The organism is Serratia bockelmannii (genome assembly GCF_008011855.1).
Lineage (GTDB): Bacteria > Pseudomonadota > Gammaproteobacteria > Enterobacterales > Enterobacteriaceae > Serratia > Serratia bockelmannii.
In genome coordinates, this window is record NZ_VOUX01000007.1 from 86,638 (window position 1) to 109,866 (window position 23,229).

Annotated in this window: 25 protein-coding genes and 1 riboswitch; of the genes, 19 read left to right on the top strand and 6 right to left on the bottom strand. The window is 59.4% G+C overall.

Going from position 1 to position 23,229, the window contains the following annotated elements:
• Window positions 1–20: 20 nt before the first annotated feature.
• From mrdA to lipA, 7 genes are all read left to right on the top strand, one after another.
• On the top strand, window positions 21–1,916 hold the full coding sequence (gene mrdA / locus FOT55_RS11305) for a peptidoglycan DD-transpeptidase MrdA (protein ID WP_025301838.1): 1,896 nt from the start codon (window positions 21–23) through the stop codon (window positions 1,914–1,916).
• An 8-nt stretch (window positions 1,917–1,924) separates the two neighbouring features.
• A complete protein-coding gene (mrdB, locus tag FOT55_RS11310; protein ID WP_004940006.1) occupies window positions 1,925–3,037 on the top strand; it encodes a peptidoglycan glycosyltransferase MrdB in 1,113 nt (370 codons plus the stop codon).
• A 10-nt stretch (window positions 3,038–3,047) separates the two neighbouring features.
• Entirely contained in the window at window positions 3,048–4,133 is a 1,086-nt protein-coding gene (gene rlpA / locus FOT55_RS11315) for an endolytic peptidoglycan transglycosylase RlpA (RefSeq protein WP_025301837.1), read from the top strand.
• Window positions 4,134–4,313: 180 nt separating this feature from the next.
• Window positions 4,314–5,525 carry a D-alanyl-D-alanine carboxypeptidase DacA gene (gene dacA / locus FOT55_RS11320; RefSeq protein ID WP_004940010.1) on the top strand — a complete coding sequence of 404 codons (1,212 nt, stop codon included), beginning with the start codon at window positions 4,314–4,316 and terminating at the stop codon, window positions 5,523–5,525.
• Between the two features lie 104 nt (window positions 5,526–5,629).
• A complete protein-coding gene (gene ybeD / locus FOT55_RS11325) occupies window positions 5,630–5,896 on the top strand; it encodes a DUF493 family protein YbeD (RefSeq protein ID WP_004940012.1) in 267 nt (88 codons plus the stop codon).
• Between the two features lie 134 nt (window positions 5,897–6,030).
• Complete coding sequence (lipB, locus tag FOT55_RS11330) at window positions 6,031–6,699, top strand: lipoyl(octanoyl) transferase LipB (RefSeq protein WP_015376934.1); 669 nt, start codon at window positions 6,031–6,033, stop codon at window positions 6,697–6,699.
• The gene (gene lipA / locus FOT55_RS11335) at window positions 6,692–7,657 is read left to right on the top strand and encodes a lipoyl synthase (RefSeq protein WP_025301835.1); all 966 of its coding nucleotides are present in this window, start codon (window positions 6,692–6,694) and stop codon (window positions 7,655–7,657) included. Before lipB ends, lipA begins: the two co-directional genes overlap by 8 nt.
• Window positions 7,658–7,750: 93 nt before the next feature.
• Here lipA and tatA read toward each other — a convergent pair whose 3' ends face one another.
• Window positions 7,751–7,966, bottom strand: coding sequence for a Sec-independent protein translocase subunit TatA (tatA, locus tag FOT55_RS11340; RefSeq protein WP_025301834.1), 216 nt, complete (start codon window positions 7,964–7,966; stop codon window positions 7,751–7,753).
• A gap of 218 nt (window positions 7,967–8,184) precedes the next feature.
• Here tatA and FOT55_RS11345 point away from each other — a divergent pair, with 218 nt between their 5' ends.
• A complete protein-coding gene (locus FOT55_RS11345) occupies window positions 8,185–9,252 on the top strand; it encodes a diguanylate cyclase (protein WP_049206181.1) in 1,068 nt (355 codons plus the stop codon).
• A 1-nt stretch (window position 9,253) separates the two neighbouring features.
• Here the strand turns inward: FOT55_RS11345 and FOT55_RS11350 are convergent, their stop codons facing one another.
• Window positions 9,254–9,682 (bottom strand): GNAT family N-acetyltransferase, encoded by a 429-nt coding sequence (locus FOT55_RS11350; protein ID WP_147823478.1) that lies wholly within the window; start codon window positions 9,680–9,682, stop codon window positions 9,254–9,256.
• Window positions 9,683–9,765: 83 nt separating this feature from the next.
• A riboswitch (Fluoride riboswitch) is annotated at window positions 9,766–9,828 on the top strand.
• A 79-nt stretch (window positions 9,829–9,907) separates the two neighbouring features.
• Here FOT55_RS11350 and crcB point away from each other — a divergent pair.
• From crcB to FOT55_RS11365, 3 genes are all read left to right on the top strand, one after another.
• Complete coding sequence (crcB, locus tag FOT55_RS11355) at window positions 9,908–10,291, top strand: fluoride efflux transporter CrcB (RefSeq protein ID WP_004940022.1); 384 nt, start codon at window positions 9,908–9,910, stop codon at window positions 10,289–10,291.
• 289 nt (window positions 10,292–10,580) lie between these two features.
• Window positions 10,581–11,177 (top strand): TetR/AcrR family transcriptional regulator, encoded by a 597-nt coding sequence (locus FOT55_RS11360; RefSeq protein ID WP_147823479.1) that lies wholly within the window; start codon window positions 10,581–10,583, stop codon window positions 11,175–11,177.
• Window positions 11,178–11,183: 6 nt separating this feature from the next.
• Entirely contained in the window at window positions 11,184–12,374 is a 1,191-nt protein-coding gene (locus tag FOT55_RS11365; protein ID WP_147823480.1) for a multidrug effflux MFS transporter, read from the top strand.
• Window positions 12,375–12,431: 57 nt separating this feature from the next.
• On the opposite strand, the gene cspE is transcribed toward FOT55_RS11365, so the two are convergent.
• Window positions 12,432–12,641 carry a transcription antiterminator/RNA stability regulator CspE gene (cspE, locus tag FOT55_RS11370; protein ID WP_004940030.1) on the bottom strand — a complete coding sequence of 70 codons (210 nt, stop codon included), beginning with the start codon at window positions 12,639–12,641 and terminating at the stop codon, window positions 12,432–12,434.
• A gap of 346 nt (window positions 12,642–12,987) precedes the next feature.
• Here cspE and FOT55_RS11375 point away from each other — a divergent pair, with 346 nt between their 5' ends.
• From FOT55_RS11375 to FOT55_RS11400, 6 genes are all read left to right on the top strand, one after another.
• On the top strand, window positions 12,988–14,151 hold the full coding sequence (locus FOT55_RS11375) for a M20 peptidase aminoacylase family protein (RefSeq protein WP_060432581.1): 1,164 nt from the start codon (window positions 12,988–12,990) through the stop codon (window positions 14,149–14,151).
• Window positions 14,152–14,340: 189 nt separating this feature from the next.
• Window positions 14,341–15,666: an LLM class flavin-dependent oxidoreductase gene (locus FOT55_RS11380; protein ID WP_147823481.1), complete on the top strand. Its 1,326-nt coding sequence runs from the start codon at window positions 14,341–14,343 to the stop codon at window positions 15,664–15,666.
• Between the two features lie 26 nt (window positions 15,667–15,692).
• Entirely contained in the window at window positions 15,693–16,613 is a 921-nt protein-coding gene (locus FOT55_RS11385) for an ABC transporter substrate-binding protein (protein ID WP_049206184.1), read from the top strand.
• 9 nt (window positions 16,614–16,622) lie between these two features.
• Window positions 16,623–17,150, top strand: coding sequence for a GNAT family N-acetyltransferase (locus FOT55_RS11390; RefSeq protein WP_043135734.1), 528 nt, complete (start codon window positions 16,623–16,625; stop codon window positions 17,148–17,150).
• Between the two features lie 30 nt (window positions 17,151–17,180).
• On the top strand, window positions 17,181–18,068 hold the full coding sequence (locus FOT55_RS11395) for an amino acid ABC transporter permease (protein ID WP_019454099.1): 888 nt from the start codon (window positions 17,181–17,183) through the stop codon (window positions 18,066–18,068).
• 9 nt (window positions 18,069–18,077) lie between these two features.
• Window positions 18,078–18,905 (top strand): amino acid ABC transporter ATP-binding protein, encoded by an 828-nt coding sequence (locus FOT55_RS11400; RefSeq protein ID WP_025301825.1) that lies wholly within the window; start codon window positions 18,078–18,080, stop codon window positions 18,903–18,905.
• A 36-nt stretch (window positions 18,906–18,941) separates the two neighbouring features.
• On the opposite strand, the gene FOT55_RS11405 is transcribed toward FOT55_RS11400, so the two are convergent.
• Window positions 18,942–19,451 carry a VOC family protein gene (locus FOT55_RS11405; protein ID WP_043135732.1) on the bottom strand — a complete coding sequence of 170 codons (510 nt, stop codon included), beginning with the start codon at window positions 19,449–19,451 and terminating at the stop codon, window positions 18,942–18,944.
• 166 nt (window positions 19,452–19,617) lie between these two features.
• On the opposite strand from FOT55_RS11405, the gene FOT55_RS11410 reads away from it, so the two are divergent.
• Together FOT55_RS11410 and FOT55_RS25530 are read left to right on the top strand one after the other, a co-directional pair.
• Window positions 19,618–20,097 carry a cold-shock protein gene (locus FOT55_RS11410; protein ID WP_025301823.1) on the top strand — a complete coding sequence of 160 codons (480 nt, stop codon included), beginning with the start codon at window positions 19,618–19,620 and terminating at the stop codon, window positions 20,095–20,097.
• Window positions 20,098–20,178: 81 nt separating this feature from the next.
• Complete coding sequence (locus FOT55_RS25530) at window positions 20,179–20,340, top strand: YnfU family zinc-binding protein (protein ID WP_015376921.1); 162 nt, start codon at window positions 20,179–20,181, stop codon at window positions 20,338–20,340.
• A gap of 6 nt (window positions 20,341–20,346) precedes the next feature.
• Here the strand turns inward: FOT55_RS25530 and FOT55_RS11415 are convergent, their stop codons facing one another.
• Window positions 20,347–21,795 (bottom strand): GGDEF domain-containing protein, encoded by a 1,449-nt coding sequence (locus tag FOT55_RS11415; protein ID WP_238476105.1) that lies wholly within the window; start codon window positions 21,793–21,795, stop codon window positions 20,347–20,349.
• A 630-nt stretch (window positions 21,796–22,425) separates the two neighbouring features.
• Window positions 22,426–22,977, bottom strand: coding sequence for a flavodoxin family protein (locus FOT55_RS11420; RefSeq protein WP_004940045.1), 552 nt, complete (start codon window positions 22,975–22,977; stop codon window positions 22,426–22,428).
• Between the last annotated feature and the right edge of the window lie 252 nt (window positions 22,978–23,229).

A 23,229-nucleotide genomic window follows, 5' to 3' on the forward strand; every position in this document is an offset into this window, starting at 1 on the left:
GAGTGAAATAAAGCAGCGGGATGAAAATAGAACGTAACCCTTTTCGCGACTATACGGCTGAATCCGCCCTGTTTGTACGCCGCGCCCTGGTGGCGTTCCTGGTCATCCTGGTGCTGTCCGGCATCCTGATCGCCAACCTGTATAATCTGCAAGTGGTCCGCGTCGAGGATTACCGCACCCGCTCCAACGAAAACCGCATCAAGCTGGTGCCCATCGCGCCCAGCCGCGGCATTATCTACGATCGCAACGGCACCCCGCTGGCACTCAACCGCACCATTTATCAGCTGGAGCTGATGCCGGAGAAGGTTGACGATCTCAAAGCCACGCTGCAGGCGCTGCGCACGGTGGTCGATCTGACCGACGACGACATCACCAATTTCGAAAAAGAGCGCAAGCGTTCGCGTCGTTTCGTCTCCATTCCGGTGAAAACCGCGCTAACCGAGGTGCAGGTCGCCCGCTTTGCGGTCAATCAGTTCCGCTTCCCCGGCGTGGAAGTAAAAGGCTACCAGCGCCGCTACTACCCCTATGGTTCCGCCCTCACCCACGTCACCGGCTATGTGTCGAAGATCAACGACCGCGACGTCGAACGCCTGGATAAAGACGGCAAGCTGGCCAACTACGCCGCCACCCACGATATCGGCAAGCTGGGTATCGAACGCTATTACGAAGACACGCTGCACGGCAAAACCGGCTATGAAGAGGTCGAGGTCAACAACCGTGGCCGGGTGATCCGCCAATTGCACGAACAGCCGCCTTCCGCCGGTCAGGACGTTTACCTGACGCTCGATCTTGATTTGCAGCGCTATATCGAGCAGCTGCTGGTCGGCAGCCGCGCCGCGGTGGTGGTGAGCGATCCACGCACCGGCGCCATCCTGGCGATGGTGTCCAACCCGAGTTACGATCCAAACCTGTTCGTCGACGGCATTTCCAGCAAGGACTACCAGGGGCTGTTGAACGATCCGAATCGCCCGCTGATCAACCGCGCCACGCAAGGGGTCTATCCGCCTGCATCAACGGTGAAGCCTTACATCGCGGTGTCGGCGCTGAGCGCCGGAGTGATCACCAAAAACACCGTGGTGTTCGATCCCGGTTGGTGGCAACTGCCCGGCTCGGAAAAACGCTTCCGCGACTGGAAAAAATGGGGCCACGGCCGCCTGAACGTCACCAAGGCGCTGGAAGAGTCCGCAGATACCTATTTCTATCAGGTCGCCTATGACATGGGGATCGATCGGCTGTCGACCTGGCTGACCAAATTCGGTTACGGCCAGTACACCGGCATCGATCTGTCCGAAGAACGATCCGGCCTAATGCCGACGCGCGAGTGGAAGCTGAAACGCTATAAAAAGCCGTGGTATCAGGGCGACACCATTCCGGTGGGTATCGGCCAGGGTTACTGGACCGCCACGCCGATCCAGATGGCCAAAGCGCTGAACACCCTGATCAACGACGGCACCGTCAAAACGCCGCACCTGCTGCAGAGTACCCGCGTCAACGGCGCGCTGGTGCCGTTCAAACAGGAAGAGAGCACGCAGATCGGCGATATTCACTCCGGCTTCTGGGAAATCGCCAAAGACGGCATGTATGGTGTGGCCAACCGTCCGAACGGGACGGCGCGCAAATACTTTGCGGACGCACCTTATAAAGCCGCGGCGAAATCGGGTACCGCACAGGTATTCGGCTATGAAACCTACAACGCCCACAAACTGGCGGAGCACCTGCGCGATCACAAACTGATGACCGCCTTCGCACCGTTCAACAATCCGACGGTGTCGGTCGCCATCATTCTGGAAAACGGCGGCTCCGGTCCGGCGGTGGGAACCATCACCCGCCAGATCCTCGACCACATTCTGCTGGGCGACAACAATACGCAATTGCCAAGCGAGGCCCCGCTGCCGCCTGGCGTAGAAGGTGACTAAGGTAGAACATGACTGAAAGCCAACAAAAAGGCTCGATCTGGACCAAAATCCACATCGACCCGACGTTCCTGCTGCTGATCCTGGCCCTGTTGGTCTACAGCGCCTTCGTGATGTGGAGCGCCAGCGGCCAGGACATCGGCATGATGGAGCGCAAGATCGGGCAGATCGTCATGGGGCTGATCGTGATGGCCGTCATGGCGCAAATCCCGCCGCGCGTGTACGAAAGCTGGGCGCCCTATCTGTATATTTTCTGCGTAATTTTGCTGATCCTGGTGGACGCCTTCGGCCAGATAAGTAAAGGCGCGCAGCGCTGGCTGGATCTCGGCGTAGTGCGCTTCCAGCCGTCGGAAATCGCCAAGATCGCCGTGCCGCTGATGGTGGCGCGCTTTATGAACCGCGATGTCTGCCCGCCTTCGCTGAAAAACACCGCCATCGCGCTGGTGCTGATCTTCCTGCCAACGCTGCTGGTGGCCGCGCAGCCAGATCTGGGCACCTCGATCCTGATCGCCGCCTCCGGCCTGTTCGTGCTGTTCCTGTCGGGCATGAGCTGGAAATTGATCGCCGTCGCCGCCGTCGCACTGGCGGCCTTTATCCCGGTGCTGTGGTTCTTCCTGATGCACGGCTATCAGCGCGACCGCGTCATGATGCTGCTCGATCCGGAGAGCGACCCACTCGGCGCCGGCTATCACATCATTCAATCCAAGATAGCCATCGGCTCCGGCGGCCTGTCCGGCAAGGGCTGGCTGCACGGCACCCAGTCGCAGCTGGAGTTTCTGCCGGAGCGCCATACCGACTTTATCTTCGCCGTGTTGGCCGAAGAGCTGGGGCTGATCGGGGTATTGGTGCTGCTGGCACTCTACCTGCTGGTGATCATTCGCGGGCTGATGATCGCCGCCAAGGCGCAAACCACCTTTGGCCGCGTGATGGTCGGCGGCTTGATGCTGATTTTGTTCGTTTATGTCTTTGTTAACATCGGTATGGTCAGTGGCATTTTGCCGGTAGTTGGCGTACCTTTGCCTCTGGTCAGTTACGGGGGTTCGGCGCTGATAGTATTGATGGCCGGTTTCGGCATCATCATGTCGATCCACACGCATCGGAAAATGCTGTCTAAAAGTTTATAAGAGGTGAGTAATGCGTAAGGAATGGCTTTGGATCGGCGTCGCGGCGGTGTTGCTCTCCGCCTGTACCGCCCCGACCACGGAACAGCAGGCACCACAGCAGCCGTACAACGGCCCGGTGGTGGAGATCGGTGGCGTCGAGCCTCAATATGAACCCTATAACCCTAATAACATGCAGGATTATAAGGTTAATGGCGATACTTACCGCATCGTAAAAGATCCGCAGAACTTCTCGCAGACCGGCCTGGCGGCCTGGTATGGCGAAGAAGCCAACGGCAACACCACGGCGCTGGGCGAGCAGTTCGACCCCAACGGTCTGACTGCGGCGCACCCGACCTTACCGATCCCAAGCTATGTGCGCGTCACTAACCTGGCCAACGGCCGTCAGCTGGTGGTGCGCGTCAACGATCGCGGGCCTTACACCAAGGGCCGTATTATCGATCTGTCGAAAGCCGCCGCCGATCGCCTCAACCTGTCGAACAACACCAAGGTCAAAGTCGATTTCATCAACGTGGCGCCGGACGGCACGCTGAGCGGCCCAGGCACCATCGGTACCATCGTGGCGAAGCAGAGCTATGCCCTGCCGTCGCGCCCGGATCTCGGCGCCAGCGGCATGGGCACCCCCATCCAACAGGACGTGCCGGTCGCCAGCGGCGCGGCGGTACGCCCGATCGATAACAGCACCCTGCGCACCGACGACGACAACGCCCCAGCAACCGGCGGCAACGCCGGTAGCGGCCGCAGCGGTTTCCTCGGCGCGCCAAGCGCATTGCCGGCCGGCGTGCTGGAAGGTTCGGAGCCTGAAGCCGCCGCGGTGGCTGCACCGGTCGCGGCCGGCGCCGCAGCTGCCGGCATGGCTGCCGCTTCGTCCTCCGGCGGTTACGTGGTGCAGGTCGGTGCGCTGAGCAGCGCCGAGCGTGCCCAGAGCTGGCAGCAAAGCCTGAGCCAACAGTTTGGCGTCCCGGGCAAAGTGGCGGCCAACGGCAACGTTTATCGCGTCCAGCTCGGCCCGTTCAGCAGCCGTCAGCAGGCGGCCCAGCTGCAGCAACGCCTGGCGAGCGAAGCGCAACAACAGTCTTTCGTTACTGCTGCACCCTGAGCATTAAGCCCGGTGGGCATTCACGGCCGATAAGCGGTTATTTAGCTGAAACATTTTCTTGCAGCTAAAAGGGCACTAACCGCAATTAGTCAGATGAATGGGTAATGCCTGCCGGGATCGCATCTGCTATAGTGTGGCTCGTTTTTTAACTTTACTTTCACGGATGTTGTAGTCCCGATCATGAAACAAGTAACTTCTTTTCGCTTAATCAAAAGCATCGCCCTCGGCACCGTTATCGCAATGAGCGCAGCCTCCGTTGCGCACGCCGATGACGTTAACATCAAAACCATGATCCCAGGTGTCCCGCAGATCGATGCGGAAGCGTACATCCTGATTGATTACAACTCCGGCAAGGTGCTGGCCGAGATGAACGCCGATGCGCGTCGCGATCCGGCCAGCCTGACCAAAATGATGACCAGCTACGTCATCGGCCAGGCGCTGAAAGCGGGTAAAATCGGCCAGGACGATCTGGTGACCGTCGGCCAGGACGCCTGGGCGACCGGCAACCCGGTGTTCAAAGGCTCCTCGCTGATGTTCCTGAAGCCGGGCGATCGCGTGCCGGTCTCCAAACTGACCCGCGGCATCAACCTGCAGTCCGGTAACGACGCCTGCGTGGCGATGGCCGACTACGTCGCCGGCAGCCAGGACGCGTTCGTTAACCTGATGAACACCTACGTCAGCAAGCTGGGCCTGCAGAACACTCACTTCCAGACGGTACACGGCCTGGATGCCCAGGGCCAGTACAGTTCGGCGCGCGACATGGCGCTGATCGGCCAGGCGCTGATCCGCGACGTGCCGGAAGAGTACGCGATCTACAAAGAAAAAGAGTTCACCTTCAACAATATCCGCCAGATGAACCGCAACGGTCTGCTGTGGGATAACAGCCTGAACGTCGACGGCATCAAAACCGGCCATACCGACGCGGCGGGTTACAACCTGGTGGCTTCGGCGACCGAAGGCCAAATGCGCCTGATCTCCGCCGTGATGGGCGGCCGCACCTACAAAGGCCGTGAAGCCGAAAGCAAGAAACTGCTGACCTGGGGCTTCCGCTTCTTCGAAACCGTGGCGCCGTTGAAAGTCGGTAAAGAGTTCGCCTCCGAGCCTGTCTGGTTCGGCGATGCCGACCGCGTTGAGCTCGGCGTGGACAAAGACGTCTACCTGACCATTCCGCGCGGCCGCATGAAAGATCTGAAGGCCAGCTACGTGCTGAACACGCCGGAAATTCACGCGCCGCTGGCGAAAAACCAGGTGGTGGGCAGCATCAACTTCCAGCTGGACGGCAAAACCATCGATCAGCGCCCGCTGGTGGTGATGAACGAAGTGAAAGAAGGCGGCTTCTTCAGCCGCATCGTGGACTACATCAAACTGATGTTCCACCACTGGTTCGGTTAATGGTTGAAACGGGCGAAATTGCCCCCATATACTGAATAACATTAACTCCCGCCCCGGCGGGAGTTATAATTTATAGATTAGCTAGCACTCTGGAGCGCACGCACATGCAAAAAACTAAACTGAACGAACTGCTCGAATTCCCTTGCTCGTTTACCTACAAGGTGATGGGCCTGGCGCAGCCTGAGCTGGTTGACCAGGTAGTTGAAGTGGTGCAGCGCCATGCGCCGGGCGATTACAACCCGCAGGTCAAGCCAAGCAGCAAAGGCAACTACCACTCCGTCTCCATCACCATCAATGCCACTCACATCGAGCAGGTCGAAACCCTGTACGAAGAGTTAGGCAACATTGAAATTGTTCGCATGGTGCTGTAATTCCAGCATAAACCCCTGCTTATCAACCCGGGATGGCGCAGCGTCTTCCCGGGTTGCGCATTTTTGGTCAGCGAAAGGCTGGCCGCAAGCCGGAGCGCCCGGTATAATGGCTTTACCACTTCTGTAACCTGACGATGACTCTTTTGCAACCAGACAAGATCATTTTGCGTCAGCTGGGGTTGCAGCCCTACGCGCCTGTATCCCAAGCCATGCATAACTTCACCGACAGTCGTACCGAGACTACGCCGGACGAACTGTGGCTGGTACAGCATCACCCGGTGTTCACCCAAGGCCAGGCCGGCAAGGCAGAACACGTGCTGATGCCCGGCGACATCCCGGTTGTCCAGAGCGATCGCGGCGGCCAGGTGACCTACCACGGCCCGGGTCAGCAGGTGATGTACGTGATGGTCGATCTGAAACGCAACAAGGTCGGCGTGCGTCAATTGGTCACGGCGATAGAAGATACGGTTATCAACACCCTCGCCCACTTTCGCCTCGCATCGCGCGCCCGTCCGGATGCGCCTGGCGTGTATGTGGGGGAGCAGAAAATCTGTTCGTTGGGTTTGCGGATCCGCAAAGGCAGCTCATTCCACGGCCTGGCCCTGAATGTGGCGATGGATCTCAGCCCCTTCCAACGCATCAACCCTTGCGGTTACGCCGGCATGCAGATGACGCAGGTCAGCGCGCTGGCGCCCGGCGTTGGCATTGAAGACATACACCCAATCCTGGTACAGGAATTTGTTCATTTACTCGGCTACCAGACGGTCGAGCTTCGTAACTGGAACCTGCACGATTATGAGTAAACCAATTCAGATGGAACGCGGCGTCAAATACCGCGATGCTGACAAAATGGCGCTGATCCCGGTCAAAACGGTGGTCACCGAACGGCAGGAGCTGTTGCGTAAACCCGAGTGGATGAAGATCAAACTGCCTGCCGACTCAACGCGCATTCAGGGCATCAAAGCCGCGATGCGTAAAAACGGCCTGCACTCCGTCTGTGAGGAAGCTTCGTGCCCTAACCTGTCCGAGTGTTTCAACCACGGTACCGCCACCTTTATGATCCTCGGCGCTATCTGCACCCGTCGCTGCCCGTTCTGCGACGTGGCCCACGGCCGCCCGATCGCGCCAGACGCTAACGAGCCGGAAAAGCTGGCGCAAACCATCGCCGACATGGCGCTGCGTTACGTGGTGATCACCTCGGTTGACCGCGACGACCTGCGCGACGGCGGTGCTCAGCACTTTGCCGACTGCATCTCGGCCATCCGCGCCAAGAGTCCGAACATCAAAATTGAAACGCTGGTGCCGGACTTCCGCGGCCGTATGGATCGCGCGCTGGAGATCCTCACCGCCACGCCGCCGGACGTGTTTAACCACAACCTGGAAAACGTGCCGCGCGTCTACCGCCAGGTGCGCCCGGGCGCCAACTATGAGTGGTCGCTGAAGCTGCTGGAGCGCTTTAAAGAAGCTCACCCGGATATCCCGACCAAATCCGGCCTGATGGTCGGCCTGGGCGAAACCAACGCGGAAATCGTTGAAGTGATGCGCGATCTGCGTCGCCACGGCGTGACCATGCTGACGCTGGGCCAGTACCTGCAGCCGAGCCGTCACCACCTGCCGGTGCAGCGCTACGTCAGCCCGGCCGAGTTTGACGAGATGAAAGAAGAAGCGATGGCGATGGGCTTCACCCACGCCGCCTGCGGCCCGTTCGTGCGTTCGTCTTACCACGCCGATCTGCAGGCCAAAGGGATGGAAGTGAAATAACGCGTAATAGTTTGTTACGCTAAAGACGGCGGAAACGCCAAAAAACGGATGTCCGCAAGGCATCCGTTTTTTATTGCGAGCAGTCAGACGGAATTAAACGTCTTTCTTTTCGACGCTCTGCTGAGCGGACTGGCTCTCGGCGGTGCTGTTGCCGGCGGCCGGCGGCGTGCTGTCGTCGCCCACCGCTTTTTTAAAGCCTTTCAGCGCCGCGCCAAGATCGGCGCCGAGCGTGCGCAGTTTGCTGGTGCCGAACAGTAAAATCACCAACACCGCAATCACCAGAAGTTTGGTAATGCTGATACCTTCCATACTCACCTTCTTATCATAGAGCGCTGTGTGAACAGCGAGAAAAACTGACCTTGCCAGCGAATATTTAGCGACTTTCCTTCGGCTCACACAACCGCAACATGTAACAGAGTGAGATCCGTTGCAGGAATGTCACGCAACCTCGCGGCGTGAATCCCAGACTATTCTTAGTTTATCACCCGCATGATACGCTGCCGTGATACTCATCAGGGAGATGCCGGATGTATATTGCCCCATCCATTTTCGATGCCCGAAAATCCGGCCTCAGCTTCGCCAAACGCACCTATCTGCCCCGCGTCGCCGGTCTGGGGCTCGGATTTATCTGCGTTTGCGCCGCGCTCTATCCCTTGGCTCCGCCCGCGGCGGTCTGGCTATTGCTGGCCTTTCACGGCTTTCTCTGGCCGCATCTGGCCTATCGCCTGGCCTACCGCGCCAAAGATCCGTTCAAAGCCGAGATCCGCAACCTCTTGATCGACTCCGCCTTCGGCGGCTTCTGGGCAGCGATGATGGCATTCAATGCCCTGCCGGCGATCGTCATCCTGTCGATGATGAGCATGAACAACATCGCTTCGGCCGGCAAAGCGCTGTTTGTCAAAGGATTGGCGATTCAATTGGCCACGGCGATGCTCACCGGCGCGCTGCTCGGCTTCCCGTTTCATCCATACAGCACGCCGCTGCAAGTCTATCTGTGCCTGCCGATGATCTACCTTTATCCGACGTTGCTGGGGCTGGTGACCTACCGCACCGCCAAACGGCTGGCGGAAAAAAAACAGGAGCTGCAACGCATCAGCACCCGCGATGGGCTGACCGGCTTATATAACCGTCGCCACTGGGAACATCTTCTGCATCGCCAGTTCGATAGCTGCCGCCGCTACCAGGACAACGCCACGCTGATCCTGATGGACATCGACCGCTTCAAAACCATCAACGACACCTTCGGCCATGCGCTGGGGGATGAAGCCCTGGCGGTATTGGCGGAAGAGCTGCTGATCGGCTTGCGCAACGTGGATATCGTCGGGCGCTACGGCGGCGACGAGTTTGGCGCGGTGCTGCCGAACACTAACGCCGAACAGGCGGAAATCGTCCTGCACCGCATCCAGCAGCGGCTGGACGCGGTCAGTTTCAAGGAGGCGCCGCAGCTGCGGCTGCAGATCAGCGCAGGCATCGCTAACTACCACCCCGCGCTGGGCGGCTATCTTGACTGGCTGAAAGCGGCCGACGGTGCGCTCTATCGGGCGAAGCATAATGGCCGCAACCGGTTGGAAACGGCAGTGCCGCCAGGGGAGTAACTTACTGACTTAATAACTTGGCAAAATACTTTGGCGCTTCGACAAAACCTTCGCGCCGATAAAACGCATGGGCCCGCTCGCGGCGGCTGTGGCAATGAACTTCCAACCGATCGCAGCCGCGACGGTGCGCCAGCGCCTCGCCCTCCGCCAACAGCAACCGCCCTACGCCCGCGCCGCGCGCCCGATCGTCGACGCAAAAATAGCTGATGCGGGCAATATCGCCGGCCAACGCCAGCTGAGGCAGAAAATGCAGCGACAACACGCCCAGCACTTGCTCCTCCTCAATCGCCACCAGCAGCGCCTCATCCGGATGCGCCAACAATTGCTGCATTCGCTGCGTCAGAAACGCCTCGGTGCCGGGATAATCCAGCGCCGTCATTAATTCGGCGATAGCGTGCCGGTCGCTCAGACGCGCCGTTCTGATTTCCATCCGTTTTACCTCGCAGAGTGTCGATACTACAAAATAGGCGGCGTTAGGTGTAACATCCATCGGGTACGGCAAAAAAGGCCGTGCGGCACGCTGGAGATGACATTCCTCCCTAACCGCCTTCACAGGCTGATGATGTCTACGTAACCTCTCGGAGAGAGGCGCGTAGCGTTACGTCTGTCCCTTTCCGAGTCCCGTGAATTTCTCTGATTGAAAGGTAGTTGCCCCATGTTGAGTTCTTTACTGGCCGTATTTATCGGCGGCGGCGTCGGCAGCGTTTTACGCTGGGCGGTAAGCATGAAAATGAATCCGCTGAACGCCCACATCCCGCTCGGTACGCTGATGGTCAATCTGATCGGCGGTTTTATCATCGGTCTGGCGATGGCGATTTTCACCCGCATGACGCATCTGGATCCCACCTGGAAATTACTGATCACCACCGGATTCTGCGGCGGCCTGACTACCTTCTCCACCTTTTCGCTGGAGGTGGTGTACCTGATGCAGGATGGCCGCTTCGGTTGGGCACTGGCCAACATGCTGCTCAACCTGGCCGGTTCGCTGGCCATGACGCTGCTGGCCTTTATGCTGGTGATGTGGGTCAACGGACGCTAAGCCCTTAATGTTTCCTTAATCTTGCATGCGCATAATCTCATCCAGTACTCCTGACTGGATGAGAAACCGCTATGTTTAGCCTGCCGAAAACCGCCGCCGAAGCGATTGCCGTTGCGCTGTGCGTGCTGATCGTCGCCGCCTTTATCAAATCCTACCTGTTCGCATAAGCGCCTTTTTCCCCGCAGCACGCATTCATCTTGCGCCTTTCCGGCCGATTACACTACAATTGAGAATGAACGTTCACACCCAAAATGTGAACCCGGCTCACGCGTAGCAAAGGATCGGGCAGATGCTCTCCCCCAACGACAGTAAACAGGCTAAGGTGCAGGCCCGCCGCGATCAGATCGTCGAAGCGGCGAAAATCAGCTTCCGCCGCCACGGCTTCCACGCCGCCAGCATGGCGGAAATCGCCCAGGGCTCACAGCTCAGCGTCGGCCAAATCTATCGCTATTTCGCCAATAAAGACGCGATTATCGAGGAGATCGTCAACCGCATCATCGCCAGCAAGATGCAGCGGCTGGAAAACCTTGGCGATCACATCAATCTGATCGCCGGCGTGCTGGCGGAGCGCACGCTGTTCCAGCAGCCGGGCGAGAGCGAAACCGACCATATGCTGATGCTGGAAGTGACCGCCGAGGCCACGCGCAATCCGGTGGTGGCCAAACTGCTCAGCGACGCGGAAGCGCGGCTGTTTCGCCACGTGTGCCACAACCTGCAGCGGCTGTATCCCCATTTCAGCGCGGAGGAGATCGCCGCCCGGGTGGAATTTATCGCCGTCATGAGCGAAGGCACCGGTTACCGTATCCTTACCACGCAAAAAGCCGATGCGTCCCTGCTGCGCGATCTGTATCAGCAGGCCATTTCTCACCTGTTCAGGAAACTCTAATCTCCCATGACCAAACACTTAGCCAGACAGCGTCTGGTGTACGCCGTCGTGCTTGGCCTGCTGGCCGCGCTGGGGCCGCTGTGCACCGATCTCTACCTGCCCGCCCTGCCGGAAATGGCGGGTGAGCTGAATACCTCCACCGCCGCCGCGCAGCTCAGCCTGACCACCGGGCTGCTCGGTCTGGGCGTCGGCCAGCTGATTTTCGGCCCTTACAGCGACAAATTGGGCCGTATGCGCCCGCTGCTGCTGTCGCTGATCCTGCTGCTGGGCGCTTCGCTGTGGTGTGCGCTGGCGCCCACCATCGACCAACTGCTGATCGCCCGCCTGCTGCAAGGCATCGCCGGTGCCGGCGGCGCGGTGATTTCCCGCGCCATTGCTCGCGATCTGTACGCCGGCCATGAGCTGACCCGTTTCTTCGCCTTGCTGATGCTGGTTAACGGCCTGGCGCCGATCGTCGCACCGGTGCTGGGCGGCGTGATGCTGCAGGTAATGAATTGGCGCGGTATCTTCGGCGTGCTGGCGGCCATCGCCGTGCTGCTGTTCAGCCTGTCGGCGCTGAAGCTGCGCGAATCCCTGCCGGTCGAGCGCCGCAGCCAGGGCGGTATCCTGGCGATGCTGATGTCGCTCGGCGGGTTGCTGACCCAGCGCTATTTCATGGGCCTGTGCCTGACACAGGGCTTCGTGATGGCCGGCATGTTCGCCTATATCGGCGCCTCGCCTTTCGTCTTGCAGCAGATCTACGGCCTCAGCCCGCAGATGTTCAGCCTATGCTTCGCCATTAACGGCGTCGGCTTGATCATTGCGGCACAGCTGGCCAGCCGTCTCAGTTCGCGTTGGGGGGAACGCCGGGTATTGAGGGGCGGGTTAACGCTGGCGGCCGTCGCGTCGCTGTTGCTGCTGTTGGCCGCCGCGCTGCATGCGCCGCTGGTCGTGTTGCTGGTGCCGCTGTTCTTCTCGGTAGCGGTGATCGGCATCGTCGGCCCGACCGCCTCTTCGCTGGCGATGCAAAGCCAGGGAGACAAAGCGGGCAGCGCCTCGGCCTTGATCGGCGTGTGCATGTTCGCCCTCGGCGCCTGCGCCGTGCCGCTCACCGGGCTGGGCGGCACCTCGGGCCTGTCGATGGCGCTGACCATCGTCGGCTGTTACGCCATCGCCATCCTGGTGTTCGGCCTGTTGGCCCGCCGCAACGACGCATAACGCGCCCAATAAAAAACCCGCTCAATGAGCGGGTTTTAAGAAATTCAGCTACGCAGCTTAGATAGCAGTAACGTTAGCGGCAGATGGGCCCTTGGCACCGTTCGTGATTTCAAATTCTACACGCTGGCCTTCAGCAAGCGTTTTGAAACCGTTGCTAACGATGGCAGAGAAGTGGACGAAAACGTCCTTGCTACCATCTTCCGGAGTAATGAAACCGAAGCCTTTGGATTCATTAAACCACTTAACGCTACCTTTAATCTTAGACATCAAACTTACCTTTAACGTGAATGAAAGACACAAAACCTGTGTCGATTACAGTACAGCAAGCAGGCAGGATTTTGTCCACCACCGCGATCACAGAAATCCGATAAAGAGTGAAAAAATCCGTGTTGTCCGGTGTAAATGGATTGCACCGGTTGCGATACGTTACCGTTCCAGGCCAAACCTCTCCCTGCGCCGGTGAACAACGAGCGAACGCCCAAACTCGCCCGCTTCCCCCAGCGTTGACGCCCCCATGCAGACGCAATCGCTATGAAATATAACCAGATGGTCTTTTTGCTTCGGCGGTCCCTGCACTAGGGTTAGGGTTTATTTCCCACTGTGAGCCAAGCCTATGACCAGCCAATTGGCAGACAAAATCATCGCCTATCGGCGTGAGCTGCACCAAAACCCGGAACTTTCCAATCACGAATTCGCCACCACCGCCCGGCTGACCCGCTGGCTGGAAGAGGCAGGCATCCGTCTGCTGCCGCTGGCGCTGAAAACCGGCGTCGTGGCGGAGATCGGCAGCGGCAAGGGGCCGATTATCGCGCTGCGCGGCGACATTGATGCCCTGCCGATCGACGAAATCGCCGACGTGCCCTTCAGCTCGCAAAACAGCGGCGTAATGCACGCCTGCGGCCACGACTTTCACACCTCGGTGATGCTCGGCGCCGCGCACCTGCTCAAAGCGCGTGAGGCCGAGCTGCCCGGCACGGTGCGCATCTTCTTCCAGCCGGCGGAAGAGACCTTCAACGGCGCCCGGCACCTGATCGACGCCGGCGCGCTGGATAACGTTGCGGCGGTATTTGGCCTGCATAACGCGCCGGAGCTGCCCACCGGCACCTTCGCCACCCGCGCCGGGCCGTTCTACGCCAACGTCGATCGTTTCCAGATCCTCATCACCGGCAAAGGCGCCCACGCCGCCAAACCGGAACAGGGCGTCGATACCATCGTCACCGCCAGCCAGATCGTCGGCGCGCTGCAGACGCTGCCCAGCCGCAGCTTCAGCTCGCTGGAATCGCTGGTGGTGAGCGTGACGCGCATCGAAGGCGGCAATACCTGGAACGTGCTGCCGCAAACCGTGGAGCTGGAAGGCACGGTGCGCACCCACAGCGACGCGGTGCGCCGCCAGGTGCCTGATAAAATTCGCCAGGTGATCGACGGCGTTGCCGCCGCGCTCGGCGCGCAGGCCGAACTGCGCTGGCAGCCGGGGCCGCCGGCGGTGATCAACGACGCCCATTGGGCAGCGTTCAGCAAAACCGTCGCCGCCGAGGCCGGCTACCGGGTCGAAGAGGCGGAGCTGCAAATGGGGGGTGAAGATTTCGCGCTGTATCTGCATCACGTGCCGGGCGTCTTCGTCAGTATCGGCTCCGCCAGCGAGTTCGGCCTGCATCATCCGCGTTTCAATCCCGATGAACGCGCCCTGTTCCCCGCGGCACAATATTTTACGCTGCTGGCGGAACGCACGCTGCAACAGCTCACTACCGCGCCAGAAAAAGCCCTCAGCAACGCCTGAATAACGTGAAATAGTATTTCCCCGACGCCGCAGATACCGCGCCGGGGATTATTATTTTCGCTCGCCGTGATATTTGCAGTTTTCAACATTTGAATATGCTGTTTTGTTGTTTTACATCCCGTTGCCGCTCATCAATAGTGGACACATCAGACACCGCGCGCCTTTGCGGCGCATGACAGGATAATCACGATGAGCGACAACGCGAATAATCAACGGCAATTACGGCTGGGCGCCATTCTGCACGGCGCATCGGGAAATATGTCCGCCTGGCGCCACCCGGATGCCACCGCCGACGCCAGCATCAACCTCGAATTTAATATCGCCTCGGCGAAAAAAGCCGAACAGGGGAAATTCGATTTCGTGTTTGTCGCCGATGGGTTATATATCAACGAAAAATCCATTCCGCATTTTCTTAATCGTTTCGAACCGCTCACCCTGCTGGCCGCGCTGGCCGCCGCCACCGATAAAATCGGCCTGGTAGGCACCCTTTCCACCTCTTACAGCGATCCGTTCACCGTCGCCCGCCAGTTCGCCAGCCTCGACCACCTGAGCAACGGCCGCGCCGGCTGGAACGTGGTGACGTCGCCGCTGGAAGGCTCGGCCAAAAACTTCTCGCGCGCCGAACACCCGGAACACAGCCTGCGTTACCGCATCGCCGGCGAATTTCTCGACGTCGCCAAAGGGCTGTGGGATTCCTGGGAAGACGATGCCTTTGTGCGCAACAAGGCTAGCGGCGAATTCTTCCGCACCGGCAAGCTACACACCCTCAATCACCAGGGAGAGTTCTTCTCGGTGCAGGGGCCGCTGAACATCGGCCGCACGCCGCAGGGGCGCCCGATCCTGTTCCAGGCCGGCGCCTCCGAAGACGGCAAACGGCTGGCGGCTCAACACGCCGATGCGATCTTCACCCATCACGACACGCTGGAACAAGCGCAGAATTTTTATCAGGACGTGAAGCGGCAGCTGGTGGAACAGGGGCGCGAGCCGGACGACCTGCGCATCTTCCAGGGCGTCAGCGTGATCGTCGGCGACGACGACGCGGACGTCGAGCGCCAGTACCAGGAGACCGCCCGCCTGGTCAGCATTGAGAACGCCCTCAACTATCTTGGCCGCTACTTCGAGCATTACGACTTTTCCCGCCATCCGCTGGACGCCCCCTTCCCGGACATCGGCGATCTGGGGCAAAACAGCTTCCGCAGCACTACCGACGCCATCAAGCTCAGCGCCCGCGAACGTAACCTCACGCTGCGCCAGGTGGCGCTGGAAGCCGCCTCGCCGCGCCCGGTGTTCAGCGGCACGCCGAAAGCGGTGGCGGACGGTCTGCAACGCTGGTTCGACGGTGAAGCCGCCGACGGTTTCATCATCAGCGGCGGTACGCCCAGCGCCTTCGGCCACTTCGTCGATCGGGTGGTACCCATCCTGCAACAGCGTGGCCTGTTCCGTCAGGCGTACCACGGCGATACGCTGCGCGAGCACCTGGGCCTGAAGCGCCCGTTGAACAGATTCACCCAATAATAAGATCGTTTTCAGGGATATCCGCTATGCAGAAAACCGTTACCGCCGCCCTCGTGGCGGCCTTGCTGAGCCTGACCGGCGCCGCGCAGGCGGGCACCGGCATCGATTTACAGGCCAATGAAATCCCGATCCACGCGCCGAAAAACCCGCAGGCGATCGCCAAACTGCCGGCCGATTTCCACTTCGTGAAGCCGGGCCAATTCACCGTTGCAATCGCCGCGCTCAACACGCCGCCGCTGGCGCTGTTTGCCGCCGATAACCGGCGGCTGATCGGCAGCGAAGTGGATATCGCGCAGCTGGTGGCCGACAGCCTGGGGCTTGAATTAAACGTGGTGCAAACCTCGTGGGAAGACTGGCCGCTGGGGGTGGTTTCCGGCAAATATGACGCAGCCATCACCAACGTCACCGTCACCAAAGAGCGCAAAACCCGCTTCGACTTTGCTACCTACCGCATCGATTCGCTCGGCTTTTACGTCAAAACCGGCGGCAAGATCGCGACGATCAAACAGCCTGCCGATATCGCCGGATTAAAGATCATCGTTGGCTCCGGCACCAATCAGGAAGCAATTTTGCTGGCGTGGGACAAACAGAACCGGCAGCAGGGGCTCAAACCCTTCCAGCCGATCTACGTGACCGACGATGCGGCCGCCACGCTGGCGATCCAGTCCGGCCGCGCCGACGCCTACTTCGGGCCGAACGTGCTGGGCGCCTATAAAGCGGCGCTGAACGGCCGCACCCGGCTGGCGGGCACGGTGGAAGGCGGTTGGCCCAAGGCGGCACACATCGCCGTCACCACCCGTAAAGGCAACGGCCTGGTGCAGGCGGTGAACGAAGCGCTGAACGGCGCGATCCGCGGCGGGCAGTACGATCGGGTGCTCAACCGCTGGGGCGAGAGCGTCGAACGCCTTGCGCAGTCGGAAATCAACCCGCCCGGCCTGGGCGATTAGGAGCGCGCGATGACGCAAGACACTTTCATTCAGACGCTGCCGACCGACCCGCTGATCGCCCCGGTGATCGAGGGGCTGTTCGGCGAATATCGCCAGCGTTACGGCGACTATTTTGGTGACCAGGAACCGGAAGCGCTGGATCTGTACGCGCCGCCGCAAGGGGCCTTCATCGTGCTGCTGCGCGCCGGTGCGCCGATCGCCATGGGCGCCTTCAAACGCTATGACGCACAGACCGCCGAGCTGAAGCGCATCTGGACGCGAGGCGATCTGCGCCGCCAGGGCCTGGCACAGCGGGTGTTGCAGCAGTTGGAAACGCTGGCGTTGGCGCAAGGATATCGCCGGCTCTATCTGACCACCGGCTTTCGCCAGCCCGAAGCGGTGGGCCTGTATCTGAACAACGGGTATCAGCCGCAGTTCGATCCCACCGTCGACAGCGAGGTTTACAGCCGCCCGCCCTACGATGGCCGCCTGCCGTTCCGCAAAAGCCTGATTGCAGAGGATGCGTGTTGTTGCGCGTCGGAAAGGAAAATCGCCTAAGGCCCCTTTATCTGTATCAGGAGACATGACATGTCCAAACAAGAAGTCTTGAAAGTGGTGCCCGCCCGCTATCCGCTGCGGCTGATCGGCGCGCTGTTTTCGCTGTTTATTCTGGCCGCCATCGTACAATCGGTGGCGGGTAACGCGCGCTGGGAATGGGGCGTGTTCGCCGAGTGGTTCTTCGCGCCGGCGGTACTGGCGGGGCTGGGGCAAACCCTGCTGCTGACGCTGCTCGGTACGCTGTTCAGCATCCTGTTCGGCACCCTGTTGGCGCTGGCGCGCCTGTCGCGCTCCTACCTGCTGGCGTCGCTGGCCTGGGGCTATATCTGGCTGTTTCGCTCTCTGCCGCTGATCCTGGTGCTGATCATTCTGTACAACTTCTCCTATCTGTATGACGCCATCTCGCTGGGCATTCCCTTCACCTCCGTGGTGTTCGCCAGCTTTCCCACCATCGACATTCTCGGCCAGTTCGCCGTGGCGGTGCTGGGCCTGACGCTGGTGCAGTCCGCCTACACCGCCGAGATCATCCGCGGCGGCATCCTGGGCGTGGATTACGGCCAGCACGAGGCGGCGGCGGCGCTGGGCCTGCCGGGCTATCGTCGCACCTTCCGTATCATTCTGCCGCAGGCACTGCGCTCCATTATTCCGACCGGCTTCAACGAGATCATCAGCCTGGCGAAAGGCACCTCTATCGTTTACGTGCTGGCGCTGCCGGAGCTGTTTTACACCATTCAGGTTATCTATAACCGCACCCAGCAGGTGATACCGCTGCTGATGGTCGCCACCGTCTGGTATCTGTTCATCACCACCGCGCTGTCGGTGATCCAATACTACATCGAGCGCTATTTTGCCCGGGGCGCGGTGCGCGAACTGCCGCCGACGCCCTGGCAGAAACTGGCCGGCTGGCTAAAACGTTAGGAGACCCGCATGTCTGAAGCCATTGATTATTACGCCTTGCCCGAGCAGCCGGTACGCAATCTCACCCCGGTGCCGGCACGCGGTCTGATCGAAATCAGCAACGTCAGCAAATTCTTCGGCAAACACAAGGCGCTGGACGACGTCAGCCTGACGCTGCAGCCGGGCACCGTGACCGTGATCCTCGGCCCTTCCGGCTCCGGCAAATCGACGCTGCTGCGGGCGATCAACCACCTGGAGCGCGTCGACGAGGGCTTTATCCGCATCGACGGCGACTACGTCGGCTACCGCCGCAAGGGCAACCGGCTGTACGAGCTGAAGGAAAAGGCCATCCTCCGGCAGCGCATCAACGTCGGCTATGTGTTCCAGAATTTCAATCTGTTCCCGCACCTGACGGTGCTGGAAAACATCATCGAAGCGCCGGTGGTGCACAAAATTCACTCCCGTGAGCGGGCTAAGGCGGTCGCCTATGAGCTGCTGGATACCGTCGGACTGCGCCACAAGGCGGATGCCTACCCGCGCCACCTCTCCGGCGGCCAACAGCAGCGCATCGCCATCGCGCGCGCGCTGGCGCTGAACCCGAAGGTAATCCTGTTCGATGAGCCGACCTCCGCGCTCGATCCCGAGCTGGTCGGCGAAGTGCTGGACGTGATTAAAGGGTTGGCGGATCTGGGTGTCACGCTGGTGGTGGTCACGCATGAAATCGGCTTTGCGCGCGAAGCGGCGGATCGGGTGGTGTTTATGGTCGACGGGCAGATCGTCGAACAGGGCGACGCCAGGCAGGTGCTGTCCCAACCGCAGCATCCGCGCACCGTTAACTTCCTCAACAAAGTGCTGTGATCGTCGGGGCGCCGCGGCGCCCCGCACCTGAGCCGCTTATAGGCCGGCGAAACGCCGCTTCTCGGCGGCGAAATCCAGTGGGCGGATCCCCTGCTGGTTTTTATCCTCGTCGGTCAGCAACGCCGGCGGAATAAACCAGGTCACCTCGAACAGCAGCCCGTCCGGATCGTGACCATAAATGCTTTTGTGCACGCCATGATCCTCTTCCAGCCCGAGAATACCGCGTTCGGCCAACTGGTGACGAATGCGCTCCAGCTCTTCCAGACTGTCCACTTCCCAGGCCAGATGGTACAGCCCGGCCGGTGGCTCATGCTCCGCCGGCGGCTCGTTGTTGGCGCGAAACACCCCGGCGCGCTGCTGGCCCAGATTCTTGCTGAACAGCGCCAAATCGTGATCGTTTTCCGAATCGGCGGCCTGGGTAAATACCGCGCGATCGGGGCTGTCGGACGGCTTCAGCTTGAAGCCCAAGACCTGATGATAAAAGTCGGCGCTCTGCCGCACATCGCTGACATACAGCACGGCGTGATTGAGACGTTTGATGCCCATCGATATTCCTTTTTCGCATTGAATGAAGTCAGCATGAACATAGCATGTGGCCAGGAAGCCGCTAAATGCCGTTATCGCATGACTAAATGCCGCCCGCGCAATCTGTCGCTGCAAGGCATTCCGCGCTATCATAAGCGCTGTATTGAACCCTTTTGTGAGAATAGCGATGAACGGCAAGATAACGACTTTTTTTGAAGACAAAGGCTTCGGCTTTATTACCGACGAGAACGGAGAAAATCGTTATTTTCACGTGATTAAAGTGCAGAACCCGGAGCTGATTAAGAAAAACGCGGCGGTCACCTTCGAGCCAACCAACAACACCAAAGGCCCGTCGGCTTATGCGGTAAAAGTGTTGGCGCCCAGCAAATACATCATCATCGCCAATGAAAGAATCAAGATCACCAGCATCAAGTCTTTTAATACCTTCACCAAGGAAGTGCCGGTCAAAGCCGACGTGGATAAAGAGAACACCGTGCTGTCGGTCGGCCTGCTGATGAACCGCATTCGCCCACAGTCCGAAGATCAGGCGCAGACCATGCAAACGCTGCGCATGCTGACCATTACCACCTTCCAGAACACCACCCATACCTTCTCCGAGCACGAGATCGATATGGATGAAACCATCAAGGCGCTGAAAAGCCTGTAAGTATCTGCGTACGGAAAATAACCAACGAAATTTGTCGTTGCCTGTGTTAGCGTGAGTTTTCACCTGACACAGGCCATTGATATGTCCGATTCCAGCAGCGTCAAAGGTTTTATCAACCGCTCCACCCAAATCGTCTGCCCTAAATGCGGCTATGTTACCCGGCAAAAATGCGCAGCAATGCTGCAAGATGTGATACTGATTTGCCCTAATTGCGAAACCCGCTTCGAGCCCAGGCAAGGCTGAAAACGGTTAACGGAACAGGATATGCTCGACGCTGTTGCCGTTGATCACGTTGAACGACTCCACCCGATTACGCCCCTGCGATTTGGCGCGATACAGCGCGATATCCGCCATATTCATCAGCTGTTCCAACGATTTCACCTCATTCATCGCCAGGCTGGCGACGCCGACGCTGATGGTGATTTTCAACGTCTGCTTGCCTTCCGCCTGCAGCTCCGTCTGCTCCACCAGCCGGCGCAAATGTTCCCCCAGCGCCACGCCCTGCGCCGCCAGCGCGCGCGGCAGCATGATAGCAAACTCTTCCCCGCCCAAGCGGCCGAACAGCTGATCGTGACGCAGCTCGCGCCGCACGATGTGCGCGAACGACGCCAAAACCTGATCGCCGGCGCTGTGGCCGTGCGTATCGTTGATCTGCTTGAAATGATCGATGTCGATCAGCAGCAGCGACACCGCCTCTTTGGAACGGTGTTTATGCTCCAGCAACTCGCCCGCTTTGCGGGTCATCGCGCTGCGCGCCAGCACCCCGGTCAGAAAATCGTGGTTGGCACTGTGCTCCAGACGCCGCATCAGCTTGCGGTTGGCGGCGATGGAGCTGGCGAGGATCAGCGGCCCCATCACCAGCATGGCGATGCCCAATCGGGCGGACATCAGGGTATCGAGGAAGGCGTTGTGGTTGTTCGGCGTTTCATAAAGCACCAGGTTGGCAGAAATGCTGCTGATCTCGGTCATGCCGGTCAACAGCGTCAGCAACGTCACGGGGAACAGCGGGTAGCGTACCGCGCACCACAGCAGCGCCGGGATCGGGAAGGCGATGGCGCCCGGCCCGCCGATATAGACGCTGAACGCCAGCGACAGCAGCAACGCCAGCAGCGGCAGGCAGCCTTTCAGGCGCCAACGCACCTGCATGCGCAGCAGTTGCTTCAGCCGCGGCGCCGCCATCAGCACCGGCAACAGCAGCAAGGTCGTCGAGAATTGCTCACTGAACCAAGCCAGCCAGGCGATCACCACCGTGTTGTTATAGAGGCTATCATTACGCAGCACCGACAGCGTCGACGCCACCGCCGCGCCGGCCAAACTGGCGCTGAACATATAGAGTATCGCCTGGGGCTTGCCCATGCGCCGTTGAGATTGTGGCAGCATCAGCATGATGCCGTAACCGACGGCGATCAGCGACATGTTGCAGGCGTTCAGCCACAGCGCCAGAGACCAACCTTCGCCGGTGCTGAGATCGGCGGCGACCATGCCCAGATAGGTGGTAAGCCAGCCGAGCGGCGTGCCGTAAATGGGTTTGCGCAGCAGCAAACCGAGCAGAATCGCATTCACTGGCCAAAATAAGGAAAGCGAGCCAATCGGCCGGCTAAGAATACCCACCAGGGAAAGCAAAAAAGCCAGCATGAAAAGATTGATCAGCTGAACCGTCAGAGGCAGGCCATGCCTGGCGTTTATTCTGACGTTCATCGCCTCGCCCATATTTCGCTAATAACCAGAATAATAATGTGCATACTCTCTCGCCCGGCCAGTGAGGGATAGTCAACTCGAATTTCAACCAAAAAAGCCAGACAAATCAATAATAAAAAACGTTAACATTTAATTAACAGACTTTTCTTAGCCTGATGCGACCGCGGCGGGCTCACCCGCATAGCGTCAGCAAATAATGCCGACTCTGCTGTCAGCATAGCGCATAGCGTAATAGGCCGCCGACGGCGTTAATTACATTAATAAGCTTGTGGTTATTGGTCGTTGAATGATGTTTGAATAACTACGCGATTATTTTCCTGCAACTGGGCCGCCCGTGCAATAACAACCCAAAAAAAGCCCGCATAGCGCGGGCTTGCTTGAACAACAGCAAATCGACAGTTACGACACAGCCATACGTTGCATGCCTGTGCTGCCACGCAGTATAGCGGTGAAAGCTTAAGCAGACCTTAGCAACAAAAAACCCGGCCTAGGAACCGGGAATATTTGTACGAAATGCAGTGTTAGCCCAAGCAGGCTAATAACATTTCGCAGCCTACACGCCAATTGTGCAGAGAAAATGAACGCGGCATCCGTTCAACCGCACCGCCACCCCATCTACACGGTAAGGCCTTACGCCAGTTTGGCGGCAAAGCCCGCTACGCGCTGGCCATAGAGCTTGGCGGTCGCCAGATCGCCCGACAACATCTCATCCACGCCGGCATCCGCCGGGGTCTGCACCAGCAGCCCCACCGAACCGCCCAGGTTATTGACGTCGGTACGCTGCGCCGATTTGGTGTTGGCCGGCAGCAGCCCCAGACTGACCCACAGGCCGCCATGTTGCGAAGCCAGCGTCTGCAGTGCGATCAACGTGACCTGCTTATCGCCGTTCAGGCTGGCGCTGTTGGTAAAGCCGCCGAACACTTTGTCCTGCCACTTGCGGCCGAACCAGGCTTTGGAGCTCGCGTCGGCGAATTTCTTGAACTGCCAGGATGGGCCGCCCATATAGGTCGGCGAGCCAAAGATGATGGCGTCCGCCTCATCCAACGTCTGCCAGGCTTCGTCGCTGATGTCACCGTTCTGATCGATGGCGATCAGTTCCGCCCCCGCACCTTCCGCCACGACTTTCGCCAAACGCTCGGTATGGCCGTAGCCGGAATGAAACACCACTACTGTCTTCGCCATAGAAATTCTCCACTCATTGCACAAAGGCACCGACGGCGCCCCCTCTCGCGTTCAATCTAATCAAGCGCGCAGCGGCTGAATACCGAATAAAACTGACGGTGATATTCAAAAAAATCGCGTTACGCACCGCCGGGTATGCGCAGATAAAAAAAATCCCGCACAAGGCGGGATAAACTTAACAGGGATGGGGTAATACACTACAGGGAATGGATAACACACAACATCATCGGGTAGAGCTACAGTACCAATCCC